The sequence below is a fragment of the Geoglobus ahangari genome (assembly GCF_001006045.1).
Taxonomy (GTDB): Archaea; Halobacteriota; Archaeoglobi; order Archaeoglobales; family Archaeoglobaceae; genus Geoglobus; species Geoglobus ahangari.
In genome coordinates this window covers 269,626-295,422 of the sequence record NZ_CP011267.1, presented here as the reverse complement: position 1 = coordinate 295,422, position 25,797 = coordinate 269,626, and the positions used below count along the sequence as shown (strand labels likewise).

Genomic DNA, 25,797 nt, shown 5'->3' with positions numbered 1-25,797 from the left:
ATGGCTGAAGAGAATGTGGTTTTCATACTCCTCGAGAAGATCCTGAGCACATTCACCAAGAACCTCGTGAACATACCGGCGATAAACCCGCTTGTGGAAAGGCTGCTCGACATACCCTTCCTCAACGTCCTCGTCGCGTTCCTGCTGTGGAAGCCCATATTTCACGTTCTGATACTCCCAGGGATGATTGGCCTGACTCTCGTTCTGCTGTTCATAATCTACTTCGAGAGGAAGATAACTGCGAGAGTTCAGTGGAGGGTCGGGCCGAAGGAGGTGTCGAGGAGGACAGGAGGAGTCATACAGGCCCTCGCGGACGGTATGAGGTACTTCTTCCAGGAGGTCATAGTCCACAGGGATGCGCACGCGTTCTACTTCCTGCAGTTCCCGCTCATCTCGTTCCTACCTGTGCTCCTACCCCTCCTGTTCCTGCCGGCTGGAGGAACGTATGGGATCAAGAGCCTCTACGCCATTCCGATAGCAATGGCGCTCATCTCCCTGATCCCAGTCTTCATAATCGCGATGGGGTGGGCATCAAACAGCAAGTTCGCCTACATCGGAAGCGTGAGAGAGGCCTTCATGTACTTCGCCTACGAGATTCCGTTCATACTCGCAGTGGTTGCGATGATACTGATCTACCAGACCGCAGACCCGTTCGAGATCGTCGCCAAGCAGAGCATTCCCGGAGTGTTCATCAATCCGATAGCTTTCCTCGCGTTCTTCATAACTGTCCTCATAGCCACGTCGAGGCTCCCCTTCGACATACCTGAGGCCGATCAGGAGGTCGCGTTCGGGCCGTATGTTGAGTACTCCGGAATCCTCTTCGGTTTGACGATGATGCTCCCGTACGAGAAGCTCTACCTCCTGTCAATGCTCTCGGTGATACTGTTCTTCGGCGGGTGGAACGGGCCTGCAATAGCACCGCTCGGCGACCTCGCTCCGGTCATCTGGCTCTACATAAAGACGATCGTATTCATGTGCGTCGTCTCCCTTGCGAGATCAATCTACGCGAGGTACAGGCTTGACCAGACGCTGAAGATGGGGTGGAGCGTGATAATGTCAATGGCGCTGATAGCTCTGTTCATATCAGCGGGGTGGGTGGCATGGTTAAGGTTGTGAAACCTCCCGAGAAGAATCTGGTTAGGAGCGCTATAGGCCATCTGAGGGCAATCACCGAGGTGGCGAAGGAGGTTGTGAACCCGGGCACGATCACCATTCACTACCCGAGGGAGAGAAGGAAGCTGCCGGACAACTTCAGGGGCATAATCCTCTTTGAAAAGGAGGACTGCATAAGCTGCTTCAGGTGCGCCCACATATGTCCTGCGAACGCGATTCAGATGTACCCCGACGACAAGGGCAGGTACTACCCGGGTGTTGACTACGCAAAGTGCATCCTCTGCCACTTCTGCGTTGACTCCTGCCCTACTGCGGCACTCAAGCCGTCGAAGATCCACGACGTGGCGTTCAAGGACGTTGAGTCGATGGAGGTAACTCCCGATCAGATGGAGAACGTGCCCGAGGTCGTGAGGGAGGACGAGAAGACGGTCGAGTACGACTTCGAGGGCGACATAAAGCTGATAAAGAGGAAGGAGAGGGAAGAACTCACGGTGGAGTTCGACAAGCCGGACAGACCGAAGTTCTACGCGATTCCGGAGAACCCGGAGAACTGCATAGGGTGCAGGCTGTGCATGTTCTCCTGTCCCGTTGATGCGATATCCTCAAAGCTTGAGGGAACGAAGGTCTCGCTCACAACAGACTTCGAGAAGTGCACCGGGTGCGGCATCTGCGTGAGGATCTGCCCGACCGAGGTTCTCGTTCTCGCTCCGGTCAGGGAGGAGGTGAGCAAATGACGATTCCTAAGGGATGGGTCAGCATAGACTTCAAGGAGCTCGAGGATCTGCCGTGTTTGAGGTACGCTGAGAAGCCGGACAGGTCAAGCAGCTACAGGCTGCTCAAGGAAAAGGTTGTGGATGCCGGGATATGCAGCCACTGCGGAACGTGCACTATCTGTCCCGTTGACCTGATAATCCTCGAGGACAGACCCGTGGACTTCGACCCGAAGAAGGGGTGCATGGGCTGCGGTGTGTGCGTTGCAGTCTGCCCGAGGTACAACTACCAGCCCATAAGCGGCCTTGGAGAGTACATTGAGGCGGTTGCGGGCAAGTCCAAGAGGTTCGTCGGGCAGGACGGTGCCATGGTCTCGGAGTTCATGGCGACCGCACTGGAGATGGGCGAGATAGAGGTCGCCCTCTTTGTCGCGAGGGACGAGATGTTCAGGCCATACGTCGTGCACGTCAGAACCCCCGACGAGCTTCTCGACCAGCGCATTACGGGTACGAAGTACAGCTACGCGAACGTCATGCCGGAGCTCCACAGGATAATCAGGAGGGTTGACAGCGTCGGCATAATCGGCACGCCCTGCATGATCTCAGGCCTCAGGAAGCTTCAGGAGAAGGTTCCCCTCTACAAGAAGAAGGTCAAGCTTGCGGTCGGGCTGTTCTGCACTGAGAACTTCTACTGGCACGAGCTTTACGACTTCCTGAAGGAGAGGGGTGCTGACCTGAAGAACGCGGTCAAGACCGACATCAAGAAGGGCAACTTCATAGTCACGTTCAAAGACGGCTCCGAGTTCACGATCTCTGTCAAGGAGATGGAGGAGATAGTCCCGAGCGGATGTCACGTCTGTCAGGACTTCTCAGCGATAGAGGCCGACGTGAGCGTCGGAAGTGTTGGGAGCAAGGCCGGGTTCTCGACCGTGCTCATAAGGAGCGAGACCGCAAAGAAGATCTACGACTACATGCTCGAGAAGGGCTACATAGAAACTGCAGAGGCGAAGCTGAACATCGTGCAGAAGCTCTGCGACTTCAAGGTCAAGATCCACCCATACAACCCGAAGACCGAGGAGTGCGAGGCCGAGGAAGGGAAGGCTGAAGAGGAGAAGAAGGAGTAAATTTTTTATCCCCTTTTTGCCATATTTCTCTTACCCGCCGTTCTCTTACCCGCCGTTGCGGCCAGAGGCAGCTCTGGCTATGCGATGAAGGGCCGTCGGCAAGCCGCCAATTACACTTTTACAGCTCTGTTGGTATGTCTATGAACTCCACGTCAAGGCCGAGCTCACTCTCAACAACATTCATAAGCGCCTTCAGACCGAGGGTCTCGCTGCTGTAGTGTCCCAGATAGATCACGTTCATCCCGGCGTCTCTGGCGGTGTGGTATGCAGCATGCTCCACCTCTCCAGTTATCAGCAGATCCACCTGAGCCCTCACAGCCTCCTCTATGTAGCCCGCACCCCTCCCAGACACCGCAGCGACCTTCTCCACCAGATCCTCACCAAACTTCATGTAGCCCACGTCCCCAAACCTCTCCTCGAGTTTTTCGAGGATGTCCTCGAACTCCTCGCTGGTGTAGCCGGCAAACCCTATCTTCACTCCTCTGTAATCTCCAAACTCCTCCTCGGGCTCGATTCCGAGGCTCCTCAGAATCATCGCGTTGTTCCCTATCTCTGGATGGGCGTCGAGAGGTATGTGAGCCGCGTACAGCGAGATCTCATTCTCGAGCAGGAACTTCAGCCTCTCTTTCACAAGCCCTGTAACCCTCTCTATGCCGTTCCAGATTATGCCGTGGTGGCAGACAAGCATGTCTGCCTCAACCTCAACCGCGTACATGAAGCTCTGCATTGAGGCATCAACTGCGAAAGCGATTCTCTCAACACTCTCGCCTCCCTCAACCTGAAGCCCGTTAACGCTGGAGTCAGGATAGGAGTTTATCCTCAGGTAATCGTCCAGAAAGCTCACCACGTGCTGAAGCTCCATGCACTCCCATAATTCCCGGCAGTTAAAAACCTATCTGAAATTCTTAGGGGTTAGTCCTATATATCACCTGCAACTTAACATTGACTGAGGTGAAGGAAATTGGTGGATGAGCAGCAGGTTATCGAAAAGCTCAGGAAGGTTATGGATCCCCACACGAGGCAGAGCGTGTGGGACATGGGTCTGATAGAGGATCTGAAGGTTGAGGGTAACGAAGTGAACCTCACGTTCCGCCCCTCATCGCCCTTCTGCCCGATCGGTCAGCAGCTTGCCTTCGCGATAAAGAGGAGCGTCGAGGAGCTCGGAGTGAAGGCGAAGGTCAAGGTTGTTGGTTATGTGAAGGAGAAGGAGCTCAACGAGGTTCTGGGGAAGTGAGTGCTGTGACTGAGAGGCTGGACGTTCGCGGCCTCCCGCATCCCGAGAGGCCACCCCTCATAATGCAGAAGCTGAAGGAGCACGGAGAGGTAGAGATCATCGTGGAGGTCGAGCCAAAGCCACTCATGACGATGCTGAAGCAGCAGGGGTACGAGTTCGAGTCCAGATTTGACGGGGAGAAGTGGATAGTCAGGATCTGGAGGGAGTGAATGGCTCCGGTTGCGTGGAGGAATCTGCCTCTCAGGTTTCTGTACTTCGGGCTCTTTTACCTGATCATTTCCGCTTTCTTGGGAATTCTCAATGTCTTTGGATATTCCTTCAAACCCGTCCATTCCCACCTGATGCTCGCAGGCTTCGTCAGCCTGACGATAGTGGGGTCGATGTACCAGCTCGTTCCCACGGTTACGGGCACTGAGCTCAGGATGAGGGGTGTTGCGGAGCTCAGCTTCTACCTGCTGAACGCAGGTCTTGTAATGCTTCTGGCGGCATTCTTTGGTGTCTTTCCGTTCAGCATCTCGGGGGCTGTGTATTTCCTCGGAGCTCTGGCGTTTGCTGCCGTTGTTTTCGTCACGCTGCTCGACATGAAGCTCAGGAGCGTGGCAGTGCCGTTCTTCGGGGCAGCTATTCTGTTCCACCTCGCCGGAATACTCTACGCCACCCTCGGGTTCATCGGGACAATCCCCTTCAGGGTTGCGGTTCACAACCACCTGCTCACGGCAGGCTGGATCGGCCTCACCACGTTCGGAGGCCTTTACGAGCTCTTTCCGATGCTGGCCCTGAGAAAGCTCAGGAGTCAGAGTGCTGCGTGGTTCACGTTTCCTCTCGCAACTCTCTCGCTCGTTGTTATGCTCTACGGTCTGCAGAGCGGACAGGAAAGCCTTGTCTCTGCCGGTGGGGCTGGCTATGCGGCGTCCTTTGTTTTGATGGTCGTGAACCTGCTTGCAACGCTTGCAAGCAAGTCCGACACCCCAGCCCCCCTCGACATAAGCGTGAAGTTCTTCGTTCCGGCACTCTTCTTCGGCCTCGCGGGAATCTTCGTCGGCCTGATGAGTGTCGAGAGGTTCCTGCACTCCCACCTGATGCTGGTGGGCTGGATAACCCTGACGATAATAGGCGCTGAGTACCACATAATCCCGATGATCACCTGGATGGAAAAGTACTCTGAGAAGCTTGGAATTGAGGACGTGCCCATGATAGGTGACCTCTTCAATCTCAGGCTTGGAGAGGTGTTGCTCGCTCTCTCGGTAATCGGAACGGTCATGCTCCTTCTCCCGCAGGTCAGGGCTCTTGGTGGAGTGCTGCTGCTTGCAGTCTTTGTAGCCTTCTCCTACGACATGGTCATGGTTCAGAGGAGATGAGCCGGGAAAGAGCTTTAATTTGTTTTCATCTCTTTTAATTTCGATGTCCTGCAGACACTGCGGGAAGTGCTGCGTTGAGATGGGGACCAAGATATACGCAACCCCCGACGACATAAAGAGGTGGATGAGGGAGGGAAGAACCGACATCCTCAAACACGTCTTCGTCTACCACTACTACGACCTCCTCGAGGGGGAGAAGATCGAGGGAGGGGAGGTATGGTTCGACGAGCATGGCAACAGGCTTGAGCGGTGCCCCTTCATCGTGGAGAGGAATGGGAAGGTGTACTGCGGGATTCACGAGACAAAACCCCAGCAGTGCAGGGAGTACAGGTGCTGGTGATATTGCCCATTCCATCAACACGAGTGTGCAGGATTTTGCATAAATTTTTTAATCATTAAAAATTTAGAACTGGGTTATGGAGGTTAACGCCCGCGGGCACGTGCACTTTACGAGGAACGAGAAGATCATAGTTCTCATCGCCGCTGCAATAGGCTGGAGCCACGATGCTGTTGGCCTAACGCTTCTCAACTTTCTGGCAGAGCCGATAATGAAGGAGTTCGGAGTCTCGACGCTCGAGGTGGGGTTCGTTTTTTCCGCCCAGTACATCCTCTGCATTTTTGGTGCGATGCTGTTCGGGGAGCTGGGGGACAGGTTCGGGAGGAAGAACGCCCTCATTCTGTCGATTCTGTGGGTCGTGGTGTTCAGCGTCCTCTCCGCTTTAGCACCAAACTTCTGGACTCTCGCAGCCCTGAGGCTGATATCGGGCATGGGTGTGACGTGGGGGCTCGCGTTCACATACATCTCCGAGGTCTACTCTCCCAAGAGGAGAGGGCTGTTTGGCGGAATCATCCACGCGACCTTCATCTTCGGCTTCATAATCTCCGCCCTTTCTGTCTCCTACATCTACCCGCTCTACGGCTGGAGGGCCTGCTTCCTCGTGACTCTCTACCCGATACCTTTCCTGATACTCTTCGCCCGCTACCTTCCGGAATCGAGGATATGGGAGAAGCACTCCGCCGAGGAAGAGGTCAGCAAGATGAAGCTGAAGGAGATACTCGGGAACCGCTACTACCTGAAGCTAATGATCCTGAGCACGTTCCTCTTCTGGCTTGCTGAATTTGCCTACCACGCGATAGTTGACTGGTCGCCCACCTTCATAATCAGGCAGTTCAACTATCCCCCAGAAGAGGCGAGCAAGCTGGTTATGAAGATCTCCCTTGTCGCGCTCATCATCCTGCCGTTCGTCGGGCTCATAAGCGACTACATCGGAAGGAGGCTGAGCTTCGCAGCATCTGCCCTTCTCGGCCTGCTTGGATGTTTGATGCTGGGCTACTTCACTCTGGTTGACTTCAACCCCTCTATGGCGATGCTGAGCCTGTTCATAATCCCGCTGGGCTTCGGATCTCACGCCCTCTTTGGAGTCTGGAGCAGCGAGCTGTTTCCTACGAAGTACCGCGCAACCGCAACGTCGGTGATATTCAGCGTTGCGAGGGGCCTGTCGTTCGGGGGGTTCATAGTCGGGTACATCGCAACCTTCGCGGAGCTCATCTACGGAATGCTTCTCGGCGGAATAGCCTTCGCGCTAATGGTAATCCTTCCGTGGCTCCTGCCCGAGACAAAGGGCAGGGAGCTTGAGGACTTTTAAGGGGGTGAATTGTGTGGAAGCTTCAGAGCTTGTTGCAAAGGTGATTGTGAACGAGGGAGTAAGGAGCGTGTTCGCACTTCCGAGCGGTGAGATTCTTCCCCTGTGCGAGCATCTGAGGGATGAAGGAGTGAATGTAATCTTCGCGAGGCACGAGCAGGCTGTGGGGAATATGGCCGAGGGCTACGCGAGGGTTACGAGAAATGCCGGGGTTGCGATAGTTCCGACCGGCCCGGGGCTCGCGAGCCTAATGCCCGCTCTGGCGCAGGCCTACTACTCGGGAAGCCCCATTGTCGCCATCTCAGGTCACTCGAAGTTCGAGAACCTCGACAGGAACGCGTTTGAGGAGATTGAAGGGGCGAGGTGGGTTGAGAGGTACGTGAAGTGGTCGAAGATGCCCATCTTTCCGGAAAGGCTCCACGAGTACGTGCAGGAGGCCTTCAGGCACGCGCTGAGCGGGAAGTTCGGGCCGGCTTTACTCGAGATTCCGAAGGATGTGCTGAACGCCGAGGTTGAGAACGATGTTGAGCTCGCTCCACCGGAGAGGTACAGGTACACCGGTAGGATAGTGTGCGAGAGCAGGTTCTTTGATAGAGCAATTGAGATGCTGAACTCTGCAGAAAAGCCGGTAATTGTTGCGGGAAGCGGGGTTTACTGGTCTGGGGCTGAGGAGGAGCTGAGGATGCTGGCCGAGAGACTCTCGATTCCCGTGGCGGTTAACGGGATGGCTTTTGGCACAATACCAACCACCCATCCCCTCTACGCTGGCCCAGCGCCGGGCAACGTGCTTTTGAAGGAGGCGGATCTGGTCATGGTGATCGGAACGAGGCTCGATGATTTCCTCGGCTTTGGTGTGGGCCTGTTTTCGGATGAGGCGAGGATCATTCAGGTGGACATAGACTGGAGCCAGATAGGGAAGAACAGGTACGTGGATCTGGGAGTTGTCAGCGATGCCAAAGCATTCCTGAGCGGGCTGCTGGAGAGAGCGAATGGGATAAAGAGGTTTGATTACTGGGCTAAGGAGTTCGGGGAGATGGCCAAGGGCATGATGGAGATGCTTGTCAGGCCAGCCTCCGAAAACGGAATGCTGAAGCCTCAGGAGATGATGCTCGAACTCTCGAGCCTCATTACGAGAGACGACATAGTGGTTCTGGATGGTGGAGAGACCACAGCGTGGGGACTGCTGCTTCTGAAGGCAGAGAGGGCTGGGAACGTCTTCAACTCTCAGGGGGAGCTCGGCCACCTCGGAGCTGGGGTGCCGATGGGAATAGCAGCGAAGTCGGCATTTCCCGAGAAGAGGGTCTTCGTGGTCACGGGAGATGGGAGCTTCCTGTTCAACGGCGTGGAGATAGAGACGGCGGTGAGACATGAGCTGCCGATAATCGTCATAGTCGCCAACGACAGCGCGTGGGGGATGGTGTGCCACACCCGGTACCTTTCAACGGGCTCCAAGGAGAGGGCCTGCTTTGGAACGCTGCTCAACGAGAACGCGAGGTACGACAAGTTCGCAGAGAGCCTCGGAGCTTATGGAGAGCTGGTGGAGAAGAAGGGCGAGCTCACCGAGGCGATCAGGAGGGCTGTCGAGTCGGGGATGCCTGCGGTGATAGACGTGCGCATCTCCCGTGAGGAGATGTCCCCGCTTGCCTACATGCTCTCGGGAGTTGAGGGCTGATGGCAGTCCTCATCACCGGAGGAACCGGCTTTCTCGGCTCATTTCTGGCGAGGGAGCTCTGCGATAGAGGTGAGAGGCCGATTCTGATGGACTTGCGCTTAGACCTGACGAGGCTGAGGGGATACGAGGACAGGGTGGATCTGGTTGAGGGTAACGTCACGTCTTGGGCAGATCTGGCCGAGGTCTTCAAGACCCACGAGATTGATGCTGTTGTTCATACGGCAGCAGACCTGTCGCTCAGGGCCGAGAGGTCGAGGATCGAGTCCTTCAGGACGAACGTTGAGGCGACTTTGAATGTCCTCGAGCTGTCACGGATGTTTGATGTCGATAGAGTTGTTTTCACGAGCAGCCTCTCCGTCTTTGGCCTGAGGAGCATGCCCGTCAGCGAAACCTCTTTCAGAGACCCGGCCACGTTCTACGGGGTGACGAAGGCGTGCTCGGAGATAGTCGGCTCGTACTATGCGAGCTCTCACGGTCTCGACTTCTCTGCGGTGAGGTTCCCGATCATCACAGGGCCCTACAGAAGGGGCGAGGGTGCTTCGGTTACGATCTCGTCCCTCATCGACAGTGCGGTGCTCGAAGGCAAGGGGGTCGTGAGGCTCCCTCTGGAGACCAGAATTCCGCTCCTCTATGTCAGGGATGCCGCAAGGCTACTCAGGCTTCTAATCAGCCACAACGGAAAGCTCAGGGACATCTACATCGTGGGCGGTGTGGTTGTCTCGGTTGGAGAGCTCGTTAGCAGCCTGAAGAGGGTGGTTCCAGACGCTATTGTTGAGAATGAGGTGGATGATGCTTCGATGAGGATAGCGGGGGAGTGGGCTGCTTTGACTGAACTCGCCCTCAGGGAGAGGATGGTCGAGAGGTTTGGAAGGATCGAGGATGTGGGCTGGCAGATCGAGTTCGACAGCGCTGAGAAGATGGTAAAGGACCACGTGGAAACCCTAAAAAGAGAGGTGGGAGCGTGAGGGCGCTTGTGGTTGGGGCCGGCCTGATGGGGCAGGGCATAGCGGTCGAAGTTAGCAGGGGAGTTGAGGAGGTTGTGCTCTGCGACGTGAGCGAGGATGCGCTGGAGAGGGCGAGGAGGGGAATAGAGCTCTCACTGAAAACCCTCGAGAAGCACGGAATGGCGGACAGGAGCGTCCTGAACAGGATAACGTTCACGACGAGGATCGAGGATGGTGACGCTGCAGACATCGCCTTTGAGGCAGTTCCGGAGGATGTGGAGCTGAAGGGCAGGGTTCTGAGGGACATCGAGGCTGTTGTAGGTGAGAACGCGCCAGTCTGCACGAACACGTCCATCATCAGGGTGAGCGACCTTGCCGGGTTTCTGGAGAGGAAGAAGAGATTTCTTGGGGTTCACTGGATGAACCCGCCCCACGTGATGCCCCTCGTTGAGGTTGTGACGTCCAGATATACTGACGAAGGTGTTGCGGGCAGGGTTGCGGAGTTTCTGAGGGGCATAGGGAAGAGGGTGGTGGTCTGCAGGGAGCAGTCTGCCGTGAACAGGTTCAGCGCAGCCGTGCTTGCTGAGGCGGAGAGGATGATGGAGAGCGACGGCATGTCGTTCGAGGAAATAGACACGGTGTGGAGGTACCACCTCGGAATACTGTACACGCTCTTCGGTCCCCTCGGAAACCTCGACTACGTGGGCCTCGACACGATTTTGCTCGTCTCAAAGTACCTCAGCTCCACGGGGGAGAGGATAGCGATCCCCGACTGGCTCGTAGAGAAGGTGGAGAGGGGAGAGCTCGGGGTAAAGACCGGCAGGGGGATTTACAGCTACGACAGGGATCAGTCGGAGATGCTCGTCGAGAGGATAGAGAAGATACTCGGGATGCTCAGATTCCTCAGAACACTGGAAGGGTGACCTGCAGGTGGAGGGAGGAATGGACACCTATGCGCTTGTGCTTCTCTTCCCACTCGTCTTTCTGGCCTTCAACGTCCGCGTCGTCACGGGCTTTGGAAGCGCGATCCTGCTCTCCCCTCTCCTGTCGAACCTTCTTCCTCCCAAGGACGTGGTGGTTCTGATGATCCTGCTCGAGTCCCTGATAAACTTAAACTTCCTGCTCAGGGAGAGGCTCACGCTAAGACTGGGAGAGGTTTATGCAGGGGGGTTTGCTGGAATAATGGCGGGAATGGCACTGTTTGGTGCCCTCTCGCAGAGGCTGATTGGGCTCGGAATAGGGGCGGGAATGGCTGCCCTTTCGGCCCTCATGATGAGAGGTGTGAGGTTTGAGGTCAGAAGGGAAAGGCCGCTGCTGTTCTTCTCTGGCCTCATCAGCGGGCTGATGGGAGTTCTCACCGGGGTCAACGGACCGCAAATAGTTCTCGCCCTGAGCAATCAGGGTTACGATGCGAAGTTCATAAGATCCTTCATAATCGCGTACCTGATCATCATTGACACGCTCATCCTGCTCCTCTTCATCGCTCTTGGGTACATGAGCTGGGAGATCGTCAGGATCTTCGCCATCCTCTCGCCTGCCGTTTTCCTCGCACATCTAACTGGCAGGAGGCTGCTCGGGAGGATGGACAGCCACAGTCTCAGGAAAGCGGTTCTGTCGGTCGTCCTTGCATCCTCGCTCGTGCTTGTGGTGAGATACTCGGGGGTGTGGGCTTGAGGTTCAGAGTCTCGTCGGTCAGAGACGTAATCTTCGGGTGGAATGCCATCGAAGAGCTCGAGGAGATTGCCGGGAGGTTTGGAGGAAAGGCGATCATCATCACCGGAAGGAACGTTGGAAGGCAAGTGGTTCCGAAGCACGTGCTTCCACAGCTTGAGGGGGTGCATGTGGACGTCTGGAGTAGTGTAACGCCAGAACCGGATGAAAGGCTGGTGGAGATGGCGAGGAAAGCGGTAAGGGATGGGAGGTACGATGTGGTGATCGGCGTGGGCGGTGGAAGCGCTCTGGACGTGGCAAAGCTCGCAGCAGGCTTATCCCACTCCGACAAACCTCTATCAGAGTTTTCCGGTGCTGAGGTGTCGGAAAGGGAATACGGGCTTGTTCTGTGCCCGACAACGGCCGGAACTGGCTCGGAGGTGACAAATCTCGCGGTCGTGAAGCTTGAGGGCTCTGAGGTCAGGAGGGTGTTTGAGGGCAGCGCGCTTCAGGCCGACGTTGCGATAGTTGACCCCCAGCTAACGCTATCGTTACCAAAGTCCGTAACGGTAAGCTCGGGTCTTGATGCGCTGTGTCATGCGATCGAGTCCCTCGTCTCGCTCGTCTCTAACCCATTCACCGAGATGCTGTCCATGAGGGCCATGGAGTATGCTGTAGAAAGCCTACCGCTCGTCCCGTCTGAGAACAGCAGGGATGGTAGGGAGAGGATGTCCCTCGCCTCACTCTTTGCCGGAATGGCGATAAACAACGCTGGGACGGTCCTCGGCCACGCCCTCGGCTATGCTCATGCCCCGCTTCACGGCAAACCTCACGGCATCTCCGTCGCTGTTACTATGCCGTACGTCCTGCAGTACAACTCCTTCGCCTGTTCGGAAAAGCATGCCACGATTGCAAGAGCTTTCGGAGCGAATGCTGACGAGAGGGATGTGAGAAACGTGGCAATAGCTGTTGGCAGGGTGTTTGCAGAGTTTTTGGACGAGCTGGGAGTTCCGTCAAACCTCTCCGAGCTTGGTGTGACCGAGAGGGACATTCCTTCAATCGTCGAGAGGACGTTTGCGAGTGAGAAGCACGTCCTCAGAAATCCGAGACCTGTGAGGAGGAAGGAGCTGTTCGCTCTGCTGGAGAAGGCAATCACGGGCGATCTGGACGATCCTGACTTCTCCTCCTGAATATCACGGAGAAGCCGTTCACGGTTACTGCATCAACCGTCATCTCGTAGTCTCCGGAGTAGTACTTCTCGTAGACGAACCTGACGAGCCCGAGGTGGATTTCCGAGACCCTGATGCTCCTCATGTCGTGGTAGAAAACGAAGTTTATGCTCTTTCCGAGCCTCTCTATCTCCACGTGCTCCGCTCTGTTCAGAATGAGCCACAGCCTCCTCAGGCTCTCCAGAAACTCCTCAAGTCCCAGCTCGCTAAGCGGCTTTTTCGTGAGGTACTTTATGGCCATCTCGATCATGCTCTCCCTCACAGCCCTCTCAGGCACTCCTTCAGCGAGCCCCGTGTAGTGATCCTTCGCACAGACCGTGAAGTTCAGCTCCCTGACGAACTTCAGCAGAAGGAGGTCGTCCTCGGTTATGCTCTCTCCTCCTGAGTCCGTGAACAGCTTTTCCACGGCAGCCTCTATCACCCCGCTGACCGTCCTGTACCTCTCCCTCAGCTCCTCTATCTTTCTCTGGGTCTCTGGGGAGACTGTGGTGTGGAGCCTGAGCTTTCGCATGGCCTTTCTCGGAACGCATAGGCTTAAACTTTGTGGCGTCTCATGAGGGAGGTAAAAAAATTTAAATAATCTGACTGACCAGTCAGTCAAATAATGGATGCGAGAGTTGCCATACTCGAGGCGGCCCTCAGGCTCTACACGTCCAAACCGCCCCATGCCGTGACGATGGATGAGGTTGCGAGGGAGGCGGGCGTGTCCAAGGGTACGGTTTTCTACCACTTTGGGAGCAAGGACGGGCTTGAGAAGGAGCTGGTGAGGTACTCCGTGGAAAAGTACTTCTCATGGGTTTTTGAGGAGTCGAGAGATGAAGAAGTGCTGGAGAGGATAGTCCGAGAGTCGCTGAGAGTTGCGAGGGAAAATCCGAAGCTCACAATGCTGTGGTACTATGTCTTCGAGAAGGAGCTTTTCTCAGGCGATACGGCGTTCACAAAGGCGCTCTATGATGAGATGCTTGGATTCATAACGGGGCTTTTCGAGGAGATGGGCGTGAAAAGGCCGAGGGAAACGGCAGTGGTTTTCATGGCGATGCTCGATGGTGTTTACGTTTACTCTCTCTTCGTCCCAAATCTCGACCTTGACGAGATTGGAGAAGTTATTATTGAATTCGTGAAAGGGAGGTGCAGAAAGTGAGGTCTGGAATGCTGTTTCTGATTTTGGTTATACTTGCGGAACTGTTTGTGGGCGCAGTTTCAGCACAGCCGGTGCTGTCTCTGAATTACAGCACTCTGCCTGAAGCTCCATCGCCGGGAGACATCTTCGTGCTGCAGATCGTCGTTGTAAATTCGGGATATGCGATCAGGGATGCGAAGCTGACCGTGTCGGAAAATGAAGATGATCTGGCGATAATCTCGGATGGAAAGGAGGTTTCGTATCTGACCATCAACCTCGGAGACGTCGCTGGCTCTGCCCTGACGTCGGTCAAGCTGAGGGCAGATGAAGAGGGTGTGTATCAGGTGAAGGTCAGGCTCAGCTACAACTACGGAACCGGGAGCTTGGAAGAGGTGGTTCCAGTAGTTGTCGTTGACAGGCCGTCGATGGTTGTTGAAAACGTAGTCCAGCCGGTGATAGAGCCCGGTGGATGTGGAAAGGTCACCTTTGAAGTGAAGAACAGTGGAGGGGTGGCAAGGAACGTCGTGGCAACCCTCTCAGCTCCAGACGGGTTTGTTGTCGAAACATCGAGGATGAGCTTTGACAGATGGGGTGGTGAGGAGGTCAGGAGTTTGAGCTTCAACATCTCGGCAAGCGAGGATGTCTCAGTTGGAGTTTATCCCGCAAACCTGATCTTCAGCTTCACCGACAGGCTGGGGAACGCCTATCGGGAGGAGATTCAGTTCGCCATCGTTGTTGAGGGGAGGGCTGAGATTTCCTTCTCAGGCTTTACGACAGCTCCGGAGAGAATCTATCCTGATGATGACTTTGTTCTGAGCCTGACCTTGGAAAATACGGGAAAGGATGAGGCGAGGAACGTTTTGCTGACTCTGAGCTATCCTGATGTTTTCTCTGGAGAAAAGGAGGCATTTCTGGGAACGCTGAAGAGGGGAGAGAAGGCGAGCGTGGACTTCAAGTTAAAAGCAGGCAAAGATGCTGAAAGCGGAAGCTACCCCTTCAGGCTCACCGTGAGGTATGCTGATGATAGTGGAGAGATGGAGAGGAGCTTCGACTTCTCAATCTTTGTTGATGAGCTCGGAGTTATAAGCCTCGATGTCTCGGGGCTCTACTTCTCTCCGAGAAAGGTGACACCATCGTCAGAGTTCACCCTCTCCTTACAAATTGAGAACTCCGGAAAGCAGGATGCAAGGGCTGTGGCAGTAAAGCTCATCCTGCCGGAGGGATTCGATGGGAAGAACCAGTACTTCATAGGCACGCTCGAAAAGGGAGATTCGGCAACATCGACATTCGACCTCGTAGCCCCGGACAGGCCGGGCGAGTACAAGATTAAGGCCGTGATAACGTACATGGACTCCAAGCTTGACAGGTATAGTGTTGAGAAGGAGTTCTCAGTCTACGTGTTTCCGGGAGAGAGCAGAATGGAGGAAATAGTGGCTCTTGCTTTGCTGATTGTGCTACTGACTGGAGGGTACCTGTGGAGGAGGAAAACCAGATGAGCGAGCTGCTGAAGCTCGTTGATGTATGGAAGACTTACAGAATGGGTGCCGTAGATGTGCATGCACTTCGGGGAATAGACTTGGAGGTTAAGAGGGGGGAGTTTGTTGTCGTTCTTGGCCCCTCAGGCTCGGGCAAGACAACACTGCTGAATCTGGTTGGAGGAATTGACACCCCCACGAGAGGGGACATCCTCTTCAACGGCATCAACGTGTCCTCGCTGAGTGAGGAGGAGCTTACAATGCACAGAAGGAGAAATGTGGGGTTCATCTTCCAGTTTTTTAACCTGATCCCGACTCTCACCGCGAGAGAGAATGTGATGCTCGCCGCAGAGCTCGTGGAGAACCCGAGGGATGTGGATGAGGTTCTCGAAATAGTCGGGCTGAAAGACAGATCAGAGCACTTCCCATCGGAGCTGAGTGGAGGACAGCAGCAGAGAGTTGCAATAGCGAGGGCGCTCGTAAAGAACCCTCCTCTCATTCTGGCGGATGAGCCAACAGGTAGCCTTGACTTCGAAACTGGAAAGATGGTTCTGGGAGTCATGAGGAGGATAAATCGGGATGAGGGCGTGACATTCATCCTTGTGACCCACAACTCGGTCATTTCTGAGATGGCTGACAGGGTAATCCACCTCAGGGATGGTAAAGTTGCGAGGGTCATTGTGAATGAGGAGCCTAAGGAGCCGGAAGAGCTGGCGTGGTAGCATGAGCATCGCAAGGATTCTCAGCCTGAAGGCATTCAGGGACCTCAAGGCCCAGAAGTGGCAGTTCATGGCCGTGGTCTTTCTGGTCTTTCTTGGTGTAGCTTTATACACGTCGTTCTACATGTCCTACCTCAATCTGGGAAAAACGTATGACAGGTTCTACGAAAAAACCAACTTTGAGGATCTTGCGGTAATACTCAACCCCTCCTCTCCTGCGCCAGCCAGTCTTCTGTCTGAGGTGAGGAAGATTGACGGAGTTGAGGAGGTTTATGGCAGAATTGTCCATTATGCCACGTTTGAAAGGGAGGGCAGCAGAATAACCCTCAAGCTGCTGTCCCTGCCAGAGAAGCTTGAAGTAAACAGGCTCGTAATTGTCGAGGGCAGGTATCCTGAGCCTGAAGAAAAAGCTGCTGTCATCCTGAAGAAGTTTGCCGACTACCACGGCATAAAGGTTGGGGAGAGTATTTCTGTGGACATCGGCGGGAGAAGGGTGAACCTCAAGGTTGTAGGTCTTGCATTCTCTCCTGAGTTCATATGGATTGTGGAGTCCGGAAGCTGGATCACAACTCCCAAGACGTTTGGGGTAGCCTATGTTCCGCAGAAAGTGCTTGAAGACACTCTTGGGATAGGCAGCGCGGTGAGTGAGGTTCACGTTACAGTTTACGACGACAGCAGGGTGGATGAGGTGCTGAACAGGGTTACGGAAATCTTCGCAGACTACGGCATTTCCGCCAGCTACAAGAGAGAAGACCAGCCCAGCAACAAACTCGTCAAGATGGATCTCGATGGATTCAGAGAGCTCTCGTTCATGTTTCCGAGCTTCTTTCTCTTCGTTTCCGCATTAATGGTCTATGTGCTGCTTTCAAGGGTGGTCAGGGAACAGACAGGGAGCATAGCAGTTATGAGAGCCCTCGGTTACAGCAGAAAAGACATCCTGCTGCACTACCTGACCCACTCTGCAGTTATAGGCGTGGTGGGGTCTCTCACAGGGGTGGCTGGAGGGTACCTAATCTCAATTTTCATGACTGCTGAGTACACAAAGCTGCTGAACGTCCCGTTTTACGTTGCGGAAGTTCATGGAGACGTGATGCTGCAGGGTCTGGCGATAGGCCTGATCGTTCCGCTTGTTGCGGGAATTTCGACGGCCTATGCAGCGTCGAAGATAGATCCGGCTATAGCCATGAGAGGCGTGAGTGAGGACGCAAAGAGGATCAGGCTTGATAGGGTTTTCGAGCTCTTGGGCAGAATCTCGATGCTCACGAAGCTATCTCTCAGAAACATCTTCAGAAGCCCGCGGAGAGCCGCTTACTCCCTGCTTGGAGTGGCGGCCAGCGTAACTCTAATTCTGGCGTCGATGGTCTTCTTGGATGCCAACGACTTTGCTATATCAACTCAATTCGACAGGATCACGACCTATGACATGAAGATTTACACGTCTGATCCAGAGGTTTACAGGGCTGTTAAGAACATGCCGGAGGTTCAGGAGGTTGCCAAGGTAATTGAGACCTGGATAGTCTTTGAGAAAGGCGGAGTGACCAAAAGCTCGACCCTGTATGCTATCGGGCACGATCAGGGTCTTCTTAACCTCTATGATGCTGGGGGAAGGCAGCACCACCCTCCGCCCAAGGGCATTGTTATGCCTAAAGTAATTGCATCGAAGCTCAGCGTGGCCGAAGAGGAAAGCCTGAAAGCCCTCACTGAGTTTGGCAGGATGAATGTCAGGGTGTCGGAGATCTACAACCAGCCCCTAACCGCAGCATGCTATGCCGACATCCTCCACTTCTCCAAAAAGGCAGGCATTGAATTCAACGCTCTCCTTGTTAAATTCAGGCCGGGATTTGAGGAGCAGGGGAAGGGCAGGATTTCGGATATGGATGGCATAAGAACGGACTCGATAGACGACCTCAGGGAGTATGTGGATGAGATAATGACCTTCTTCTACGTCTTCATATACTTCACCCTTCTATTTGGCGCATCTCTCGGTTTCGCGTCAATATTCAACACCACGATGATTAACGTCCTTGAGAGGAGGCGAGAGATCGCCACTCTCAGAATGCTCGGCTACACAACCAGAGAGATCGCTTTCAGCCTGCTGATAGAGGTTGTAGTTATCGGTGTGATAGGGATAGTGGTCGGAATTCCCCTTGGATACCTCGCGGCGAAACTGCTCTTTCAGTCATTCCAGAGCGAGATGTACTACATGCCGTTCGTAATCTATCCGAGGACGTATATTCTGACGGCAGCTGTCACGTTCGTCGTTCTCCTCGCCTCCCTTATTCCGGGAGTGAGGTATGTGGCGAGAATGGAGATTGAGAAGGTGACGAAAGAGATGGTGAGCTGAGCTTGATTTTTTTTGGGTAAGTCGAGTGGAATGAAAAGCTTAGCTTGGCCACGATCCATAATACAATGCTAATGATGAATCTGAATGAAAACTGATGTTGAAATAAAGAAGGTGGATAGTAGCGGAGACTGGTTCCTCTCTCAGAATGAGAGATTGTGGAGCACCATAAAAAGCTGAAGAAGAGTGATATTTTCAGAGTTTATGCGAAAATAATGAGATGTGAAAAGGATGCATTTGAGCCACACATCGTGGCGGGGTTAATCTTCTTACCACGGCACGAAAAAAGCGGAGCTCAGAAAAAAAGAGTAAAAAGCTGGGATAAGTCGTAACCTTACTTACCCCTCACGAGCCTCTCCACGACCACCCTCATCTTTGGGTTCAGTCTGTAAACTCCTTTTTCCACATCAGGCTCGAGGGCCTGTTCGTTTTCTCCGACGAGCCCCTCCCTCCGGGCTTTAGTATTTAACCCGGCAATGGGGCCCCTTAAGTCACCAACATCTCCTCTAAGGTCGTCCATTGACACCTCGTCTGAGTCCCTGAAGTGTTCGAGGATTCTCCTCTGCTTGTCCGTGAGTTCCCTGATGAACTTCTCGATCTTCGCGTCGTCTATCCTCTTTATGTCAAACCTGACTCCGAGCTCTGCCAGCGCCGTAAAGTGCTTCTCGACCTCTCCCGCCTTGTCAGCAGGGACCGTAGCTACGAACTCGTAAGCGCCCACCACTACCCTTCGGATGACCCCATCTTTTATGTCCGCTCTCATAGTGTTGTATGTGTGAGTTATGTTACTTAAACTTTTTTGAATCATCGTATGTAACTAAGATAGATATGAACTGAGATAGTCAATGACGTTATTCACAAAATGGGCATATATGTGTAGAATTGTGATTTAAATTTCAGGGACTCCTAAGGTCTAAATACTTCCATGCAGATAGGATGTGCTGAGGGGAGGTGAGCGCGTGAGTGGGCGAGGCAGGAGCTCGGGAGAGAATTACAGGGCAATAACGCTTAGGCTTGAGCCAACTAAGAAACAAAAAAGACTCCTTGAACGAAATCTTCAGACTGTTGTGAAAATGCTTGAGATCTCCCGATACGAATTCCAGAAGCAGATATACCACAAATTTAAGGAAGAGCAGTTTGACGTGTCGTCGAGACTGCTTGACTTAATGGTTCAGAGGATCTCTAAGAGCCTTATGTCCAACAAAGTGCTACCACTTGACGAAAGAAACTACAAGTTCGTGAATCCTAGTGGGAGAGGCTGGTTCATTGAAGTTCTCTTAAGGAGCGCAAAAGGAAGGTCGAGAAAAGAGGCAAAAGAGCTGATCCCAATATGCAGAACTGACAACAAGTATTACTCGGACATAATAGACGGCACTGCGTATCCGGCCGTGATATATCAGCAGGGTGATGACTACTTCCTAACAGTCACAATTCCCGTTGAGAAGAGGTGGGAGGATGAGAGGCCAGTAGTCGTCATAGGTATAGACCTCAACCAGAGGAAGCACGCCGCCTCGCTCTACAACCCAGAAACGGGCAGGTTCGAGTGGAACACGTTCTTCGACCTCGAGCCCGTGGATAGAAAAATAAAGGAGATCCAGAGAAAAATCAGTCAGATCCAGAGAGGGAGGAAGCCCACTGAGCTGACGGAGGAAGAGCGGGAGCAGATCAACAAGCTTTACGAGAGGATCAGGAAGGTTATTGACAAGGGCCACGGAGACTTCATCCGGAAGCTGTTGGAGGTCGCCGATGCCTACTGGGAAAAGGGCTACGATGTCGTGTTCGCGGTGGAGGAGCTGAAGGGCATCACGAAGAGAGCTGGAAAGGATTACGCCCCGTTCAACAGGTGGCTCCACTCCCAGTGGTGCTACAGGAGGTTTGGGATCCTCTTGGACAGCCGTCAGTACGAGGTTGTGGAGGTGAGTCCAGCGTACACCTCGAAGCTCTGCCACAGGTGTGGGAGCGAGGTTAAGATTCACGGAAAGCACAAGAGGCTGATAACGTGCCCGTCCTGCGGGCTAAAGGACTTCAGCAGAGACCTGAACTCCGCGAGGAACATCGCCATTAAGGCTTACAAGGAGTTTTACGCAAAAAGGGCAAAAGATGCCGGTAACGTGGAGATGGAGGCAGATGCGGGGATTGCCGGATAGTTTGAGAGGACATTTTGGGAGCAACACTTTCCGCAAAACCCAATAGAAGCCCGGCACTGCGATAGTAAGCACCCACTATTCTATTCTTCTTTCGCGGATTGTGGTGGCAGGATTTTTATTTTGCCACTCTTCCCTGCCGAAGATTCTTTGATTGCAGATCGTAGCTGGAAATGATCTCAAATGGCCGAAATCTCCCCCAAATAAAAGTCGCGTGAGGGCTGGCTCGCATGCACCACCGGGGTTTTGATGCAGTTTTACTTCTTGTGCAAAAATCATCTCCAAGACCTCTTGGAGGTGTTTGGCGCTACCGCTGACCCCTCGTAACCTATAAATACTCCCTCCACCCTATTCTACTCCGAGCCCTACCCAGTGGGAGGGCACCCGTCCGCAGGCTCCCCGGACGGTTCGATGACTCCGCCGTGGGGCTGGCGGTGACGCAGTGCGGAACCGTCCCCACACGGCGAGAGGAGGTAAAAGATGAGCTCCCTGCGGGGGGTGATGCTCGGCAGTGATAACAGGGCTGACGGAATTACTGGTGGTTCAGGGAGAAACAAGGAGAGGGTGGAGCTCATCATCTTCCCGTACAACGAGTGCAACCTCGCGTGCGTTCAGGGAGAAACAAGGAGAGGGTGGAGCGTTCGAGACGCTGAGAGACAATCAGATTAACATTGGGTTCAGGGAGAAACAAGGAGAGGGTGGAGCATCTGCTCGTGCTCCTCATAAACCGTGACATCGTATCGTTCAGGGAGAAACAAGGAGAGGGTGGAGCAATAAGCTGTTCTGACTTTTATTATCTCTTTTTTGCATTGTTCAGGGAGAAACAAGGAGAGGGTGGAGCTGAATAGTGAGAACTGGTATCTCGCTTATATGAAGTGTGTTCAGGGAGAAACAAGGAGAGGGTGGAGCCGGAGGGAACGAGAAGACCGGCTCTGTCGTGCTGCTGAGTTCAGGGAGAAACAAGGAGAGGGTGGAGCTACTTCTTCACAACATCCTTCACGGGGAACGTGTCCCCGTTCAGGGAGAAACAAGGAGAGGGTGGAGCTATTCTTACCGAGCCTGCCTTTGACGTATGGGGGGAGTTCAGGGAGAAACAAGGAGAGGGTGGAGCGTCAATGTCGGTGAACTTTCTCTTAATCCCTGTCGGGTTCAGGGAGAAACAAGGAGAGGGTGGAGCGTGTTCTGCTCCTCTATTACGATAGATCCCCCTCCAAGTTCAGGGAGAAACAAGGAGAGGGTGGAGCAAGACGAGGGTGTTTGAGAAGCTTCAGCTCATCGAGGAGGTTCAGGGAGAAACAAGGAGAGGGTGGAGCGCTTTGGCACCTTCGGGGATCTCCTTATTTCGTTGGTTCAGGGAGGAGCATTTAAAGTTTGAAGCCATATCCTACCAAAAGTCCGTACCACCATCACATTAAGAAAAGACGTAAAAGAGCTCGCAGACAAGTTCGAACTCAACATCAGCGAAATAGCTGAGAACGCAATAATTTAGCGTGTCAGAGAGCTGCTTTTGGTTAAATACGGCTTCACATTGGAAAACACGCCGGGGGTGGGACTTGAACCCACGCGTGCCTTACGGCACACGGGCTCTCCAGGCCCGCGCAGTGCCTCTCTGCCACCCCGGCCCGCAGGTTGAATTTTCCCGGGCAGGTTTATCAAACTTTTGGTAAAAATGGAGAGCAGGTTCAGAAGACCCTGAAGGTCTCCCTGGAGACGCTGCAGAGCGGGCAGACCTCCGGAGCCTCGCCGACGAATATGTAGCCGCACGTCGGGCAGACGTAAATCTTCTCCTCAAACGCCTTGTCCCTTCCGCTCTCCACAAGAACCTTGAGCCTCCTGTAGACTTCCGCATGCTCCTTCTCCGCCTCCATCGCCCATCTGAAAGACGTTGCTGCCCTCTTTTTGTTCTCCTTTATCGCCTCCTCGTAGAACTTCGGGTACATCTCCTCGACCTCGTAGGTCTCGCCCTTAATGGCCTCCTCAAGGTTGGCAACAGGATCGTCCAGATCCCTTAGGTTCTTGAGGTGGTTTTTGGCGTGAACGAACTCTGAGAAGGAGAAAGCCTCAAAAACTCTCGCGAGGTTTCTCAACCCCTTCTCCTTTGCCAGCTCGGCAAAGATCCTGTACTTCACGCTGGCCTGACTCTCGCCTGCAAAGGCACCCTTAAGGTTTTCCTCGGTTGACATGCTATCACCCTTTTTACTGTGTAGTTTCGAAAAATATATAGTTTTTGAACATCAACCAAAAAGTTCGAGAATTCTACCTTTCACTTCCCTATACGCACCCTCGCTGAAGTCCCGCTTGTAAGCCCTTAGGATCTCCGCAAGCTCTTCGTGCCCCATCAGCCTCAGTCGGGTGTTTAAGTACACCGCGAACTGCGTCAGATTAGAGGGTCTGTTTTTGAAAACGCTCCTCTCGAAGTCGACGAAGACGACTCTCTCCGAGAGTATTACGTGCCTGTCGGGGTGGTTCATCTCCTCCTTCTGTATTCCGAGCCTGTCGAGAGTCCTACAGATGTCGAGAATCTTCTCGACCTCTCTCTTTCTCAGAGAATCCAGCACCTCTCCCAGATGTGTGCCCTGCACGAACTCCATCTCTATCTCAAGCTCCGACGGCCTTACGGAGTACAGCTTCGGAACGAAGCTGAAGGGCTGGAGCATCGTCAGAACTCTGGCCTCCTTCCAGAAGTTGTACTCAAGCCCCCTCCTGAACCTCTTGATGACCCTGTCTCCCCTCAGCACAATCTCGGAGTGTCTCCCCCTCATACCCTCATTACGTGTATTGCCTCTCCAATTTTCTCGTCGAGGGCGATCTGCGTGTTGCCAACCTGAACGAGGAATGTTGGGAACACCCTCAGGACTCTGATCCTCTTCCCGGGAAGGAGGCCTATTGAGATGATTTTCTTTATGATGTCCTCGTCCCCGGACAGGTACTTTATCTCACCCTCCTCCCCCGGAGACAGGGAGGTGAGCCTGACAACGAGGCTCTTGACCTCCTCCTCTCCCCTTATGCAGCACTCTCCCCTCGGTATCTCCCTGCCGTGGGGACAGACTGTGGGATGCCCGAGGAGTGTGCAGATCGCCTCCTCAACCTCCTCGCTTATCACGTGCTCGAACCTGCATGCAGAGCTCTCAACTTCATGCTCGCTCGCCCTGAGAACATCGTGCAGCAGCCTTTCAGCAAGCCTGTGGAGCCTTATTATCTTCTTCGCCCTCTCGAGACCCATTTCGGTCAGCCTGCCGTGATCGTCTATGTATCCGAGCCTCCTGAGCTCTTCTCTGAGCCTGCTGTCCTCAATCTCGAAGCTCTCCTCATTCTCAACAGTTCTCACGTAGATCTCCTTCAGCAGGTTCTCCAGCTCTTCCCCGTTTTTCCTCACATGATCACCTCTAAGGCGAGCCTGAGTATGTATCCGGTTGTGAATGCTATTGTCAGCGCGGTTAAAAACGTGACTGCCGCGAACCTAATTCCCCTCTCCTTGGCCATCGCAGAAAACTGTGCCACACAGGGCACGAAGAGCGTCAGCGTAACCATGGCCACGATCACCTGAGAGTAGTCAAGCAGGCCGGACGAGATCAGGTCGTAGAGCCCTGCGGTGCCGTAGTCCCTCCTGAAGAATCCGTACAGGAACACCTCCGCCATCTTGTCCGGCAGGCCGAGGAATCTCGATGGATACGTGAGGGCCGAGATCACAAGGTCGAAGATGCCCGTGATCCTTCCAACCCATATCGCGACGCTGATCATGACGAATATGGGGATGACCTCCTTGATGTACCACTCGAGCCTCGAGAACGTCTTCATGAACACGTTTGAGATGGACGGCATCCTGAGCGGTGGGATCTCCATATAGAAGACCGGATTCTCTCCGGGCATGTACTTGGAGGCGAGCAGGCCTATCGCAATTAGAATCCCGAACACCACCCCGGCCCAGAGCATCAGCGAGGTGAAGTCCGGGGCGATTCCGAGCATTATCCCCAGCTGGGCTGAGCATGGTATGGCAACTGCGAGCATGAGCGTGGCTATCATCCTCTCCCTCCTCGACTCGAGCACCCTCGTGACAATCACTGCCATCGTCCCGCACCCGAGTCCGAGGATCAGGGGTATGACAGCCCTCCCGCTCAGGCCGACCTTCTTGAACAGCCTGTCGAGGAGCATGGCCATTCTCGGCAGGAAGCCAGAGTCCTCGAGGAGGGAGAAGGCGAGGAAGAACATGGTAACGATGGGAAAGACTATCGCTATTGCGTACCTCAGTCCGAGGGTTATCACCCCGTACTCCCCTCCTATTAGCTCCCTCGCCCAGTAGCTTGGGACGTTCGCCTTGAGCCACGAGTTGAGGGGGACGTTTATGTACGTCTCGTACCACGTCTCGATGGCGTCCACAAAGATCTGCGCCCCGAGAACTCCGGCGAAGAGGTACAGAAGGACGAGGGCCAGAAGGGACATTGGGATTGCAGTTACGGGGTTCAGGCTGAGCTCGTTGATCCTGTCGTAGTACCTCCTCTTTTTCTCCTCGTAGCTGACGACTCCGCTCAGAATCTCGGAGGAGATTCTCTGGTAGTCAAGCGCGAGGTGGAATGCAGGAGACCTCCCAAACCTGTGCCTGATTCTGCTGAGGAACTCCCTGTCGAGGCCGTACTCATCGATAACATCCTCGTCGTTGGCGAGGGCAAGGATCGCGAGTATCCTCCTGCTTACTGCATGCTCACCCTCAATCTTCTCCTCCACCTCCTCTATCGCCCTTTCGAGGTCATCCGAGAATCTGAATGTCTTCTTCTCCTGCTCGCCTTCAGATACCTCCCTGATCTTCTCCACGAGCTCCCTGATGCCCTTCCCCTTTGTCGCAACTGTGGTGATGACTGGAATTCCGAGCCTCCTCTCAAGCTTCCTCGCGTCTATCCTCATCCCAATCTTCTCGGCCTCATCCATCGCGTTGAGCACGAGGATGACCTTGAAGCACGAGTCGATAAGCTGGAGGGTCAATGGCAGGCTTCTGTCTATGTTCTTCGCATCCACGACGTTCACGACGACCTTGGGCCTCGAGCTCAGGAGAATCCTCTTCGCGACCCTCTCCTCTTCGGTTATCGAGAAGAAGGAGTACATTCCCGGCAGGTCTGCTATGCTCATTCCGAGGCTCTTTATCCTCCCTACCATTATGTCCACCGTTGTTCCCGGGTAGTTGGAGACGTCCGCGTACCTGCCGGTGAGCCTGTGGAATATCACGCTCTTTCCAACATTGGGGTTGCCCACCAGCAGCACGTCGTAGCATTCGATGATGTCGCTTGACCCATGGCAGTGCATAAATTTAGGGTAGCCTAAAAACATAT

The 25,797-nt window shown here is 54.1% G+C and carries 25 protein-coding genes, 1 tRNA gene and 1 CRISPR repeat array; of the genes, 18 read left to right on the top strand and 8 right to left on the bottom strand.

What is annotated here, in order from left to right:
* The 3 genes from nuoH to GAH_RS01685 are packed head-to-tail and all read left to right on the top strand — an operon-like array spanning position 1 to position 2,947.
* A complete protein-coding gene (nuoH, locus tag GAH_RS01695) occupies positions 1 to 1,116 on the top strand; it encodes an NADH-quinone oxidoreductase subunit NuoH (protein WP_048094403.1) in 1,116 nt (371 codons plus the stop codon).
* Positions 1,101 to 1,847 carry a 4Fe-4S binding protein gene (locus GAH_RS01690; RefSeq protein ID WP_048094402.1) on the top strand — a complete coding sequence of 249 codons (747 nt, stop codon included), beginning with the start codon at positions 1,101 to 1,103 and terminating at the stop codon, positions 1,845 to 1,847. The genes nuoH and GAH_RS01690 overlap by 16 nt, the downstream gene beginning before the upstream one ends.
* Positions 1,844 to 2,947: a Coenzyme F420 hydrogenase/dehydrogenase, beta subunit C-terminal domain gene (locus tag GAH_RS01685; protein WP_048094401.1), complete on the top strand. Its 1,104-nt coding sequence runs from the start codon at positions 1,844 to 1,846 to the stop codon at positions 2,945 to 2,947. Before GAH_RS01690 ends, GAH_RS01685 begins: the two co-directional genes overlap by 4 nt.
* A gap of 118 nt (positions 2,948 to 3,065) precedes the next feature.
* Here the strand turns inward: GAH_RS01685 and GAH_RS01680 are convergent, their stop codons facing one another.
* Positions 3,066 to 3,809: a Nif3-like dinuclear metal center hexameric protein gene (locus GAH_RS01680; RefSeq protein WP_048094400.1), complete on the bottom strand. Its 744-nt coding sequence runs from the start codon at positions 3,807 to 3,809 to the stop codon at positions 3,066 to 3,068.
* A gap of 102 nt (positions 3,810 to 3,911) precedes the next feature.
* Between GAH_RS01680 and GAH_RS01675 the strand changes: the two genes are divergently transcribed.
* The 10 genes from GAH_RS01675 (at position 3,912) to GAH_RS01630 (ending at position 12,638) form a co-directional block, all read left to right on the top strand.
* Positions 3,912 to 4,181: an iron-sulfur cluster assembly protein gene (locus GAH_RS01675; RefSeq protein ID WP_052747716.1), complete on the top strand. Its 270-nt coding sequence runs from the start codon at positions 3,912 to 3,914 to the stop codon at positions 4,179 to 4,181.
* A 5-nt stretch (positions 4,182 to 4,186) separates the two neighbouring features.
* A complete protein-coding gene (locus GAH_RS01670; RefSeq protein ID WP_156967356.1) occupies positions 4,187 to 4,390 on the top strand; it encodes a DUF2249 domain-containing protein in 204 nt (67 codons plus the stop codon).
* The gene (locus tag GAH_RS01665) at positions 4,391 to 5,539 is read left to right on the top strand and encodes a heme-copper oxidase family protein (RefSeq protein WP_048094397.1); all 1,149 of its coding nucleotides are present in this window, start codon (positions 4,391 to 4,393) and stop codon (positions 5,537 to 5,539) included.
* A 43-nt stretch (positions 5,540 to 5,582) separates the two neighbouring features.
* Positions 5,583 to 5,879, top strand: coding sequence for a YkgJ family cysteine cluster protein (locus GAH_RS01660; RefSeq protein ID WP_048094396.1), 297 nt, complete (start codon positions 5,583 to 5,585; stop codon positions 5,877 to 5,879).
* A gap of 76 nt (positions 5,880 to 5,955) precedes the next feature.
* Positions 5,956 to 7,185: an MFS transporter gene (locus GAH_RS01655; protein ID WP_048094395.1), complete on the top strand. Its 1,230-nt coding sequence runs from the start codon at positions 5,956 to 5,958 to the stop codon at positions 7,183 to 7,185.
* A gap of 13 nt (positions 7,186 to 7,198) precedes the next feature.
* Entirely contained in the window at positions 7,199 to 8,854 is a 1,656-nt protein-coding gene (locus GAH_RS01650) for a thiamine pyrophosphate-binding protein (protein ID WP_048094394.1), read from the top strand.
* On the top strand, positions 8,854 to 9,819 hold the full coding sequence (locus tag GAH_RS01645; protein WP_048094393.1) for an NAD-dependent epimerase/dehydratase family protein: 966 nt from the start codon (positions 8,854 to 8,856) through the stop codon (positions 9,817 to 9,819). Before GAH_RS01650 ends, GAH_RS01645 begins: the two co-directional genes overlap by 1 nt.
* Positions 9,816 to 10,721 (top strand): 3-hydroxyacyl-CoA dehydrogenase family protein, encoded by a 906-nt coding sequence (locus GAH_RS01640; RefSeq protein WP_048094392.1) that lies wholly within the window; start codon positions 9,816 to 9,818, stop codon positions 10,719 to 10,721. The genes GAH_RS01645 and GAH_RS01640 overlap by 4 nt, the downstream gene beginning before the upstream one ends.
* Positions 10,722 to 10,728: 7 nt before the next feature.
* Positions 10,729 to 11,472 carry a TSUP family transporter gene (locus tag GAH_RS01635; protein ID WP_245604046.1) on the top strand — a complete coding sequence of 248 codons (744 nt, stop codon included), beginning with the start codon at positions 10,729 to 10,731 and terminating at the stop codon, positions 11,470 to 11,472.
* Positions 11,469 to 12,638, top strand: coding sequence for an iron-containing alcohol dehydrogenase family protein (locus GAH_RS01630; RefSeq protein ID WP_048094391.1), 1,170 nt, complete (start codon positions 11,469 to 11,471; stop codon positions 12,636 to 12,638). The genes GAH_RS01635 and GAH_RS01630 overlap by 4 nt, the downstream gene beginning before the upstream one ends.
* Here GAH_RS01630 and GAH_RS01625 read toward each other — a convergent pair.
* Positions 12,601 to 13,188 (bottom strand): hypothetical protein, encoded by a 588-nt coding sequence (locus GAH_RS01625; RefSeq protein WP_048094390.1) that lies wholly within the window; start codon positions 13,186 to 13,188, stop codon positions 12,601 to 12,603. The genes GAH_RS01630 and GAH_RS01625 overlap by 38 nt on opposite strands.
* Before the next feature lie 93 nt (positions 13,189 to 13,281).
* Here GAH_RS01625 and GAH_RS01620 point away from each other — a divergent pair, with 93 nt between their 5' ends.
* The 4 genes from GAH_RS01620 to GAH_RS01605 are packed head-to-tail and all read left to right on the top strand — an operon-like array spanning position 13,282 to position 18,335.
* A complete protein-coding gene (locus GAH_RS01620) occupies positions 13,282 to 13,818 on the top strand; it encodes a TetR/AcrR family transcriptional regulator (protein WP_048094389.1) in 537 nt (178 codons plus the stop codon).
* A complete protein-coding gene (locus GAH_RS01615; RefSeq protein ID WP_048094388.1) occupies positions 13,815 to 15,293 on the top strand; it encodes a COG1361 S-layer family protein in 1,479 nt (492 codons plus the stop codon). Before GAH_RS01620 ends, GAH_RS01615 begins: the two co-directional genes overlap by 4 nt.
* Positions 15,290 to 15,994, top strand: coding sequence for an ABC transporter ATP-binding protein (locus GAH_RS01610; protein ID WP_048096646.1), 705 nt, complete (start codon positions 15,290 to 15,292; stop codon positions 15,992 to 15,994). The genes GAH_RS01615 and GAH_RS01610 overlap by 4 nt, the downstream gene beginning before the upstream one ends.
* 1 nt (position 15,995) lies before the next feature.
* On the top strand, positions 15,996 to 18,335 hold the full coding sequence (locus GAH_RS01605) for an ABC transporter permease (RefSeq protein ID WP_048094387.1): 2,340 nt from the start codon (positions 15,996 to 15,998) through the stop codon (positions 18,333 to 18,335).
* A 331-nt stretch (positions 18,336 to 18,666) separates the two neighbouring features.
* Here the strand turns inward: GAH_RS01605 and GAH_RS01600 are convergent, their stop codons facing one another.
* Positions 18,667 to 19,095 carry a hypothetical protein gene (locus GAH_RS01600; RefSeq protein ID WP_048094386.1) on the bottom strand — a complete coding sequence of 143 codons (429 nt, stop codon included), beginning with the start codon at positions 19,093 to 19,095 and terminating at the stop codon, positions 18,667 to 18,669.
* A 196-nt stretch (positions 19,096 to 19,291) separates the two neighbouring features.
* Here GAH_RS01600 and GAH_RS01595 point away from each other — a divergent pair, with 196 nt between their 5' ends.
* A complete protein-coding gene (locus GAH_RS01595) occupies positions 19,292 to 20,479 on the top strand; it encodes a zinc ribbon domain-containing protein (protein WP_156967355.1) in 1,188 nt (395 codons plus the stop codon).
* Positions 20,480 to 21,017: 538 nt separating this feature from the next.
* Positions 21,018 to 21,789: a CRISPR direct-repeat array (repeat unit 30 nt; unit sequence GTTCAGGGAGAAACAAGGAGAGGGTGGAGC).
* Between the two features lie 225 nt (positions 21,790 to 22,014).
* Here the strand turns inward: GAH_RS01595 and GAH_RS01590 are convergent.
* The 5 genes from GAH_RS01590 to feoB all read right to left on the bottom strand — a co-directional run bounded on the left by GAH_RS01590 (position 22,015) and on the right by feoB (position 25,771).
* Positions 22,015 to 22,098, bottom strand: a tRNA-Ser gene (locus GAH_RS01590).
* Between the two features lie 60 nt (positions 22,099 to 22,158).
* Positions 22,159 to 22,659: a rubrerythrin family protein gene (locus tag GAH_RS01585; protein ID WP_048094384.1), complete on the bottom strand. Its 501-nt coding sequence runs from the start codon at positions 22,657 to 22,659 to the stop codon at positions 22,159 to 22,161.
* Between the two features lie 51 nt (positions 22,660 to 22,710).
* A complete protein-coding gene (locus GAH_RS01580) occupies positions 22,711 to 23,238 on the bottom strand; it encodes a hypothetical protein (RefSeq protein ID WP_048094383.1) in 528 nt (175 codons plus the stop codon).
* On the bottom strand, positions 23,235 to 23,852 hold the full coding sequence (locus GAH_RS01575; protein WP_084632224.1) for a metal-dependent transcriptional regulator: 618 nt from the start codon (positions 23,850 to 23,852) through the stop codon (positions 23,235 to 23,237). The genes GAH_RS01580 and GAH_RS01575 overlap by 4 nt, the downstream gene beginning before the upstream one ends.
* The gene (feoB, locus tag GAH_RS01570; RefSeq protein WP_048094382.1) at positions 23,849 to 25,771 is read right to left on the bottom strand and encodes a ferrous iron transport protein B; all 1,923 of its coding nucleotides are present in this window, start codon (positions 25,769 to 25,771) and stop codon (positions 23,849 to 23,851) included. The genes GAH_RS01575 and feoB overlap by 4 nt, the downstream gene beginning before the upstream one ends.
* Positions 25,772 to 25,797: the final 26 nt, after the last annotated feature.

Excerpts from the sequence above, each read along its gene's own strand:
- GAH_RS01600 (WP_048094386.1), bottom strand. The coding sequence starts at position 19,095 with ATGAGAGCGGACATAAAAGATGGGGTCATCCGAAGGGTAGTGGTGGGC.
- GAH_RS01665 (WP_048094397.1), top strand. The coding sequence starts at position 4,391 with ATGGCTCCGGTTGCGTGGAGGAATCTGCCTCTCAGGTTTCTGTACTTC.
- GAH_RS01680 (WP_048094400.1), bottom strand. The coding sequence starts at position 3,809 with ATGGAGCTTCAGCACGTGGTGAGCTTTCTGGACGATTACCTGAGGATA.
- GAH_RS01580 (WP_048094383.1), bottom strand. The coding sequence starts at position 23,238 with ATGAGGGGGAGACACTCCGAGATTGTGCTGAGGGGAGACAGGGTCATC.
- GAH_RS01645 (WP_048094393.1), top strand. The coding sequence starts at position 8,854 with ATGGCAGTCCTCATCACCGGAGGAACCGGCTTTCTCGGCTCATTTCTG.
- GAH_RS01625 (WP_048094390.1), bottom strand. The coding sequence starts at position 13,188 with ATGCGAAAGCTCAGGCTCCACACCACAGTCTCCCCAGAGACCCAGAGA.
- nuoH (WP_048094403.1), top strand. The coding sequence starts at position 1 with ATGGCTGAAGAGAATGTGGTTTTCATACTCCTCGAGAAGATCCTGAGC.
- GAH_RS01690 (WP_048094402.1), top strand. The coding sequence starts at position 1,101 with ATGGTTAAGGTTGTGAAACCTCCCGAGAAGAATCTGGTTAGGAGCGCT.
- GAH_RS01585 (WP_048094384.1), bottom strand. The coding sequence starts at position 22,659 with ATGTCAACCGAGGAAAACCTTAAGGGTGCCTTTGCAGGCGAGAGTCAG.
- feoB (WP_048094382.1), bottom strand. The coding sequence starts at position 25,771 with ATGCACTGCCATGGGTCAAGCGACATCATCGAATGCTACGACGTGCTG.
- GAH_RS01610 (WP_048096646.1), top strand. The coding sequence starts at position 15,290 with ATGAGCGAGCTGCTGAAGCTCGTTGATGTATGGAAGACTTACAGAATG.
- GAH_RS01660 (WP_048094396.1), top strand. The coding sequence starts at position 5,583 with ATGTCCTGCAGACACTGCGGGAAGTGCTGCGTTGAGATGGGGACCAAG.
- GAH_RS01685 (WP_048094401.1), top strand. The coding sequence starts at position 1,844 with ATGACGATTCCTAAGGGATGGGTCAGCATAGACTTCAAGGAGCTCGAG.
- GAH_RS01620 (WP_048094389.1), top strand. The coding sequence starts at position 13,282 with ATGGATGCGAGAGTTGCCATACTCGAGGCGGCCCTCAGGCTCTACACG.
- GAH_RS01655 (WP_048094395.1), top strand. The coding sequence starts at position 5,956 with ATGGAGGTTAACGCCCGCGGGCACGTGCACTTTACGAGGAACGAGAAG.
- GAH_RS01605 (WP_048094387.1), top strand. The coding sequence starts at position 15,996 with ATGAGCATCGCAAGGATTCTCAGCCTGAAGGCATTCAGGGACCTCAAG.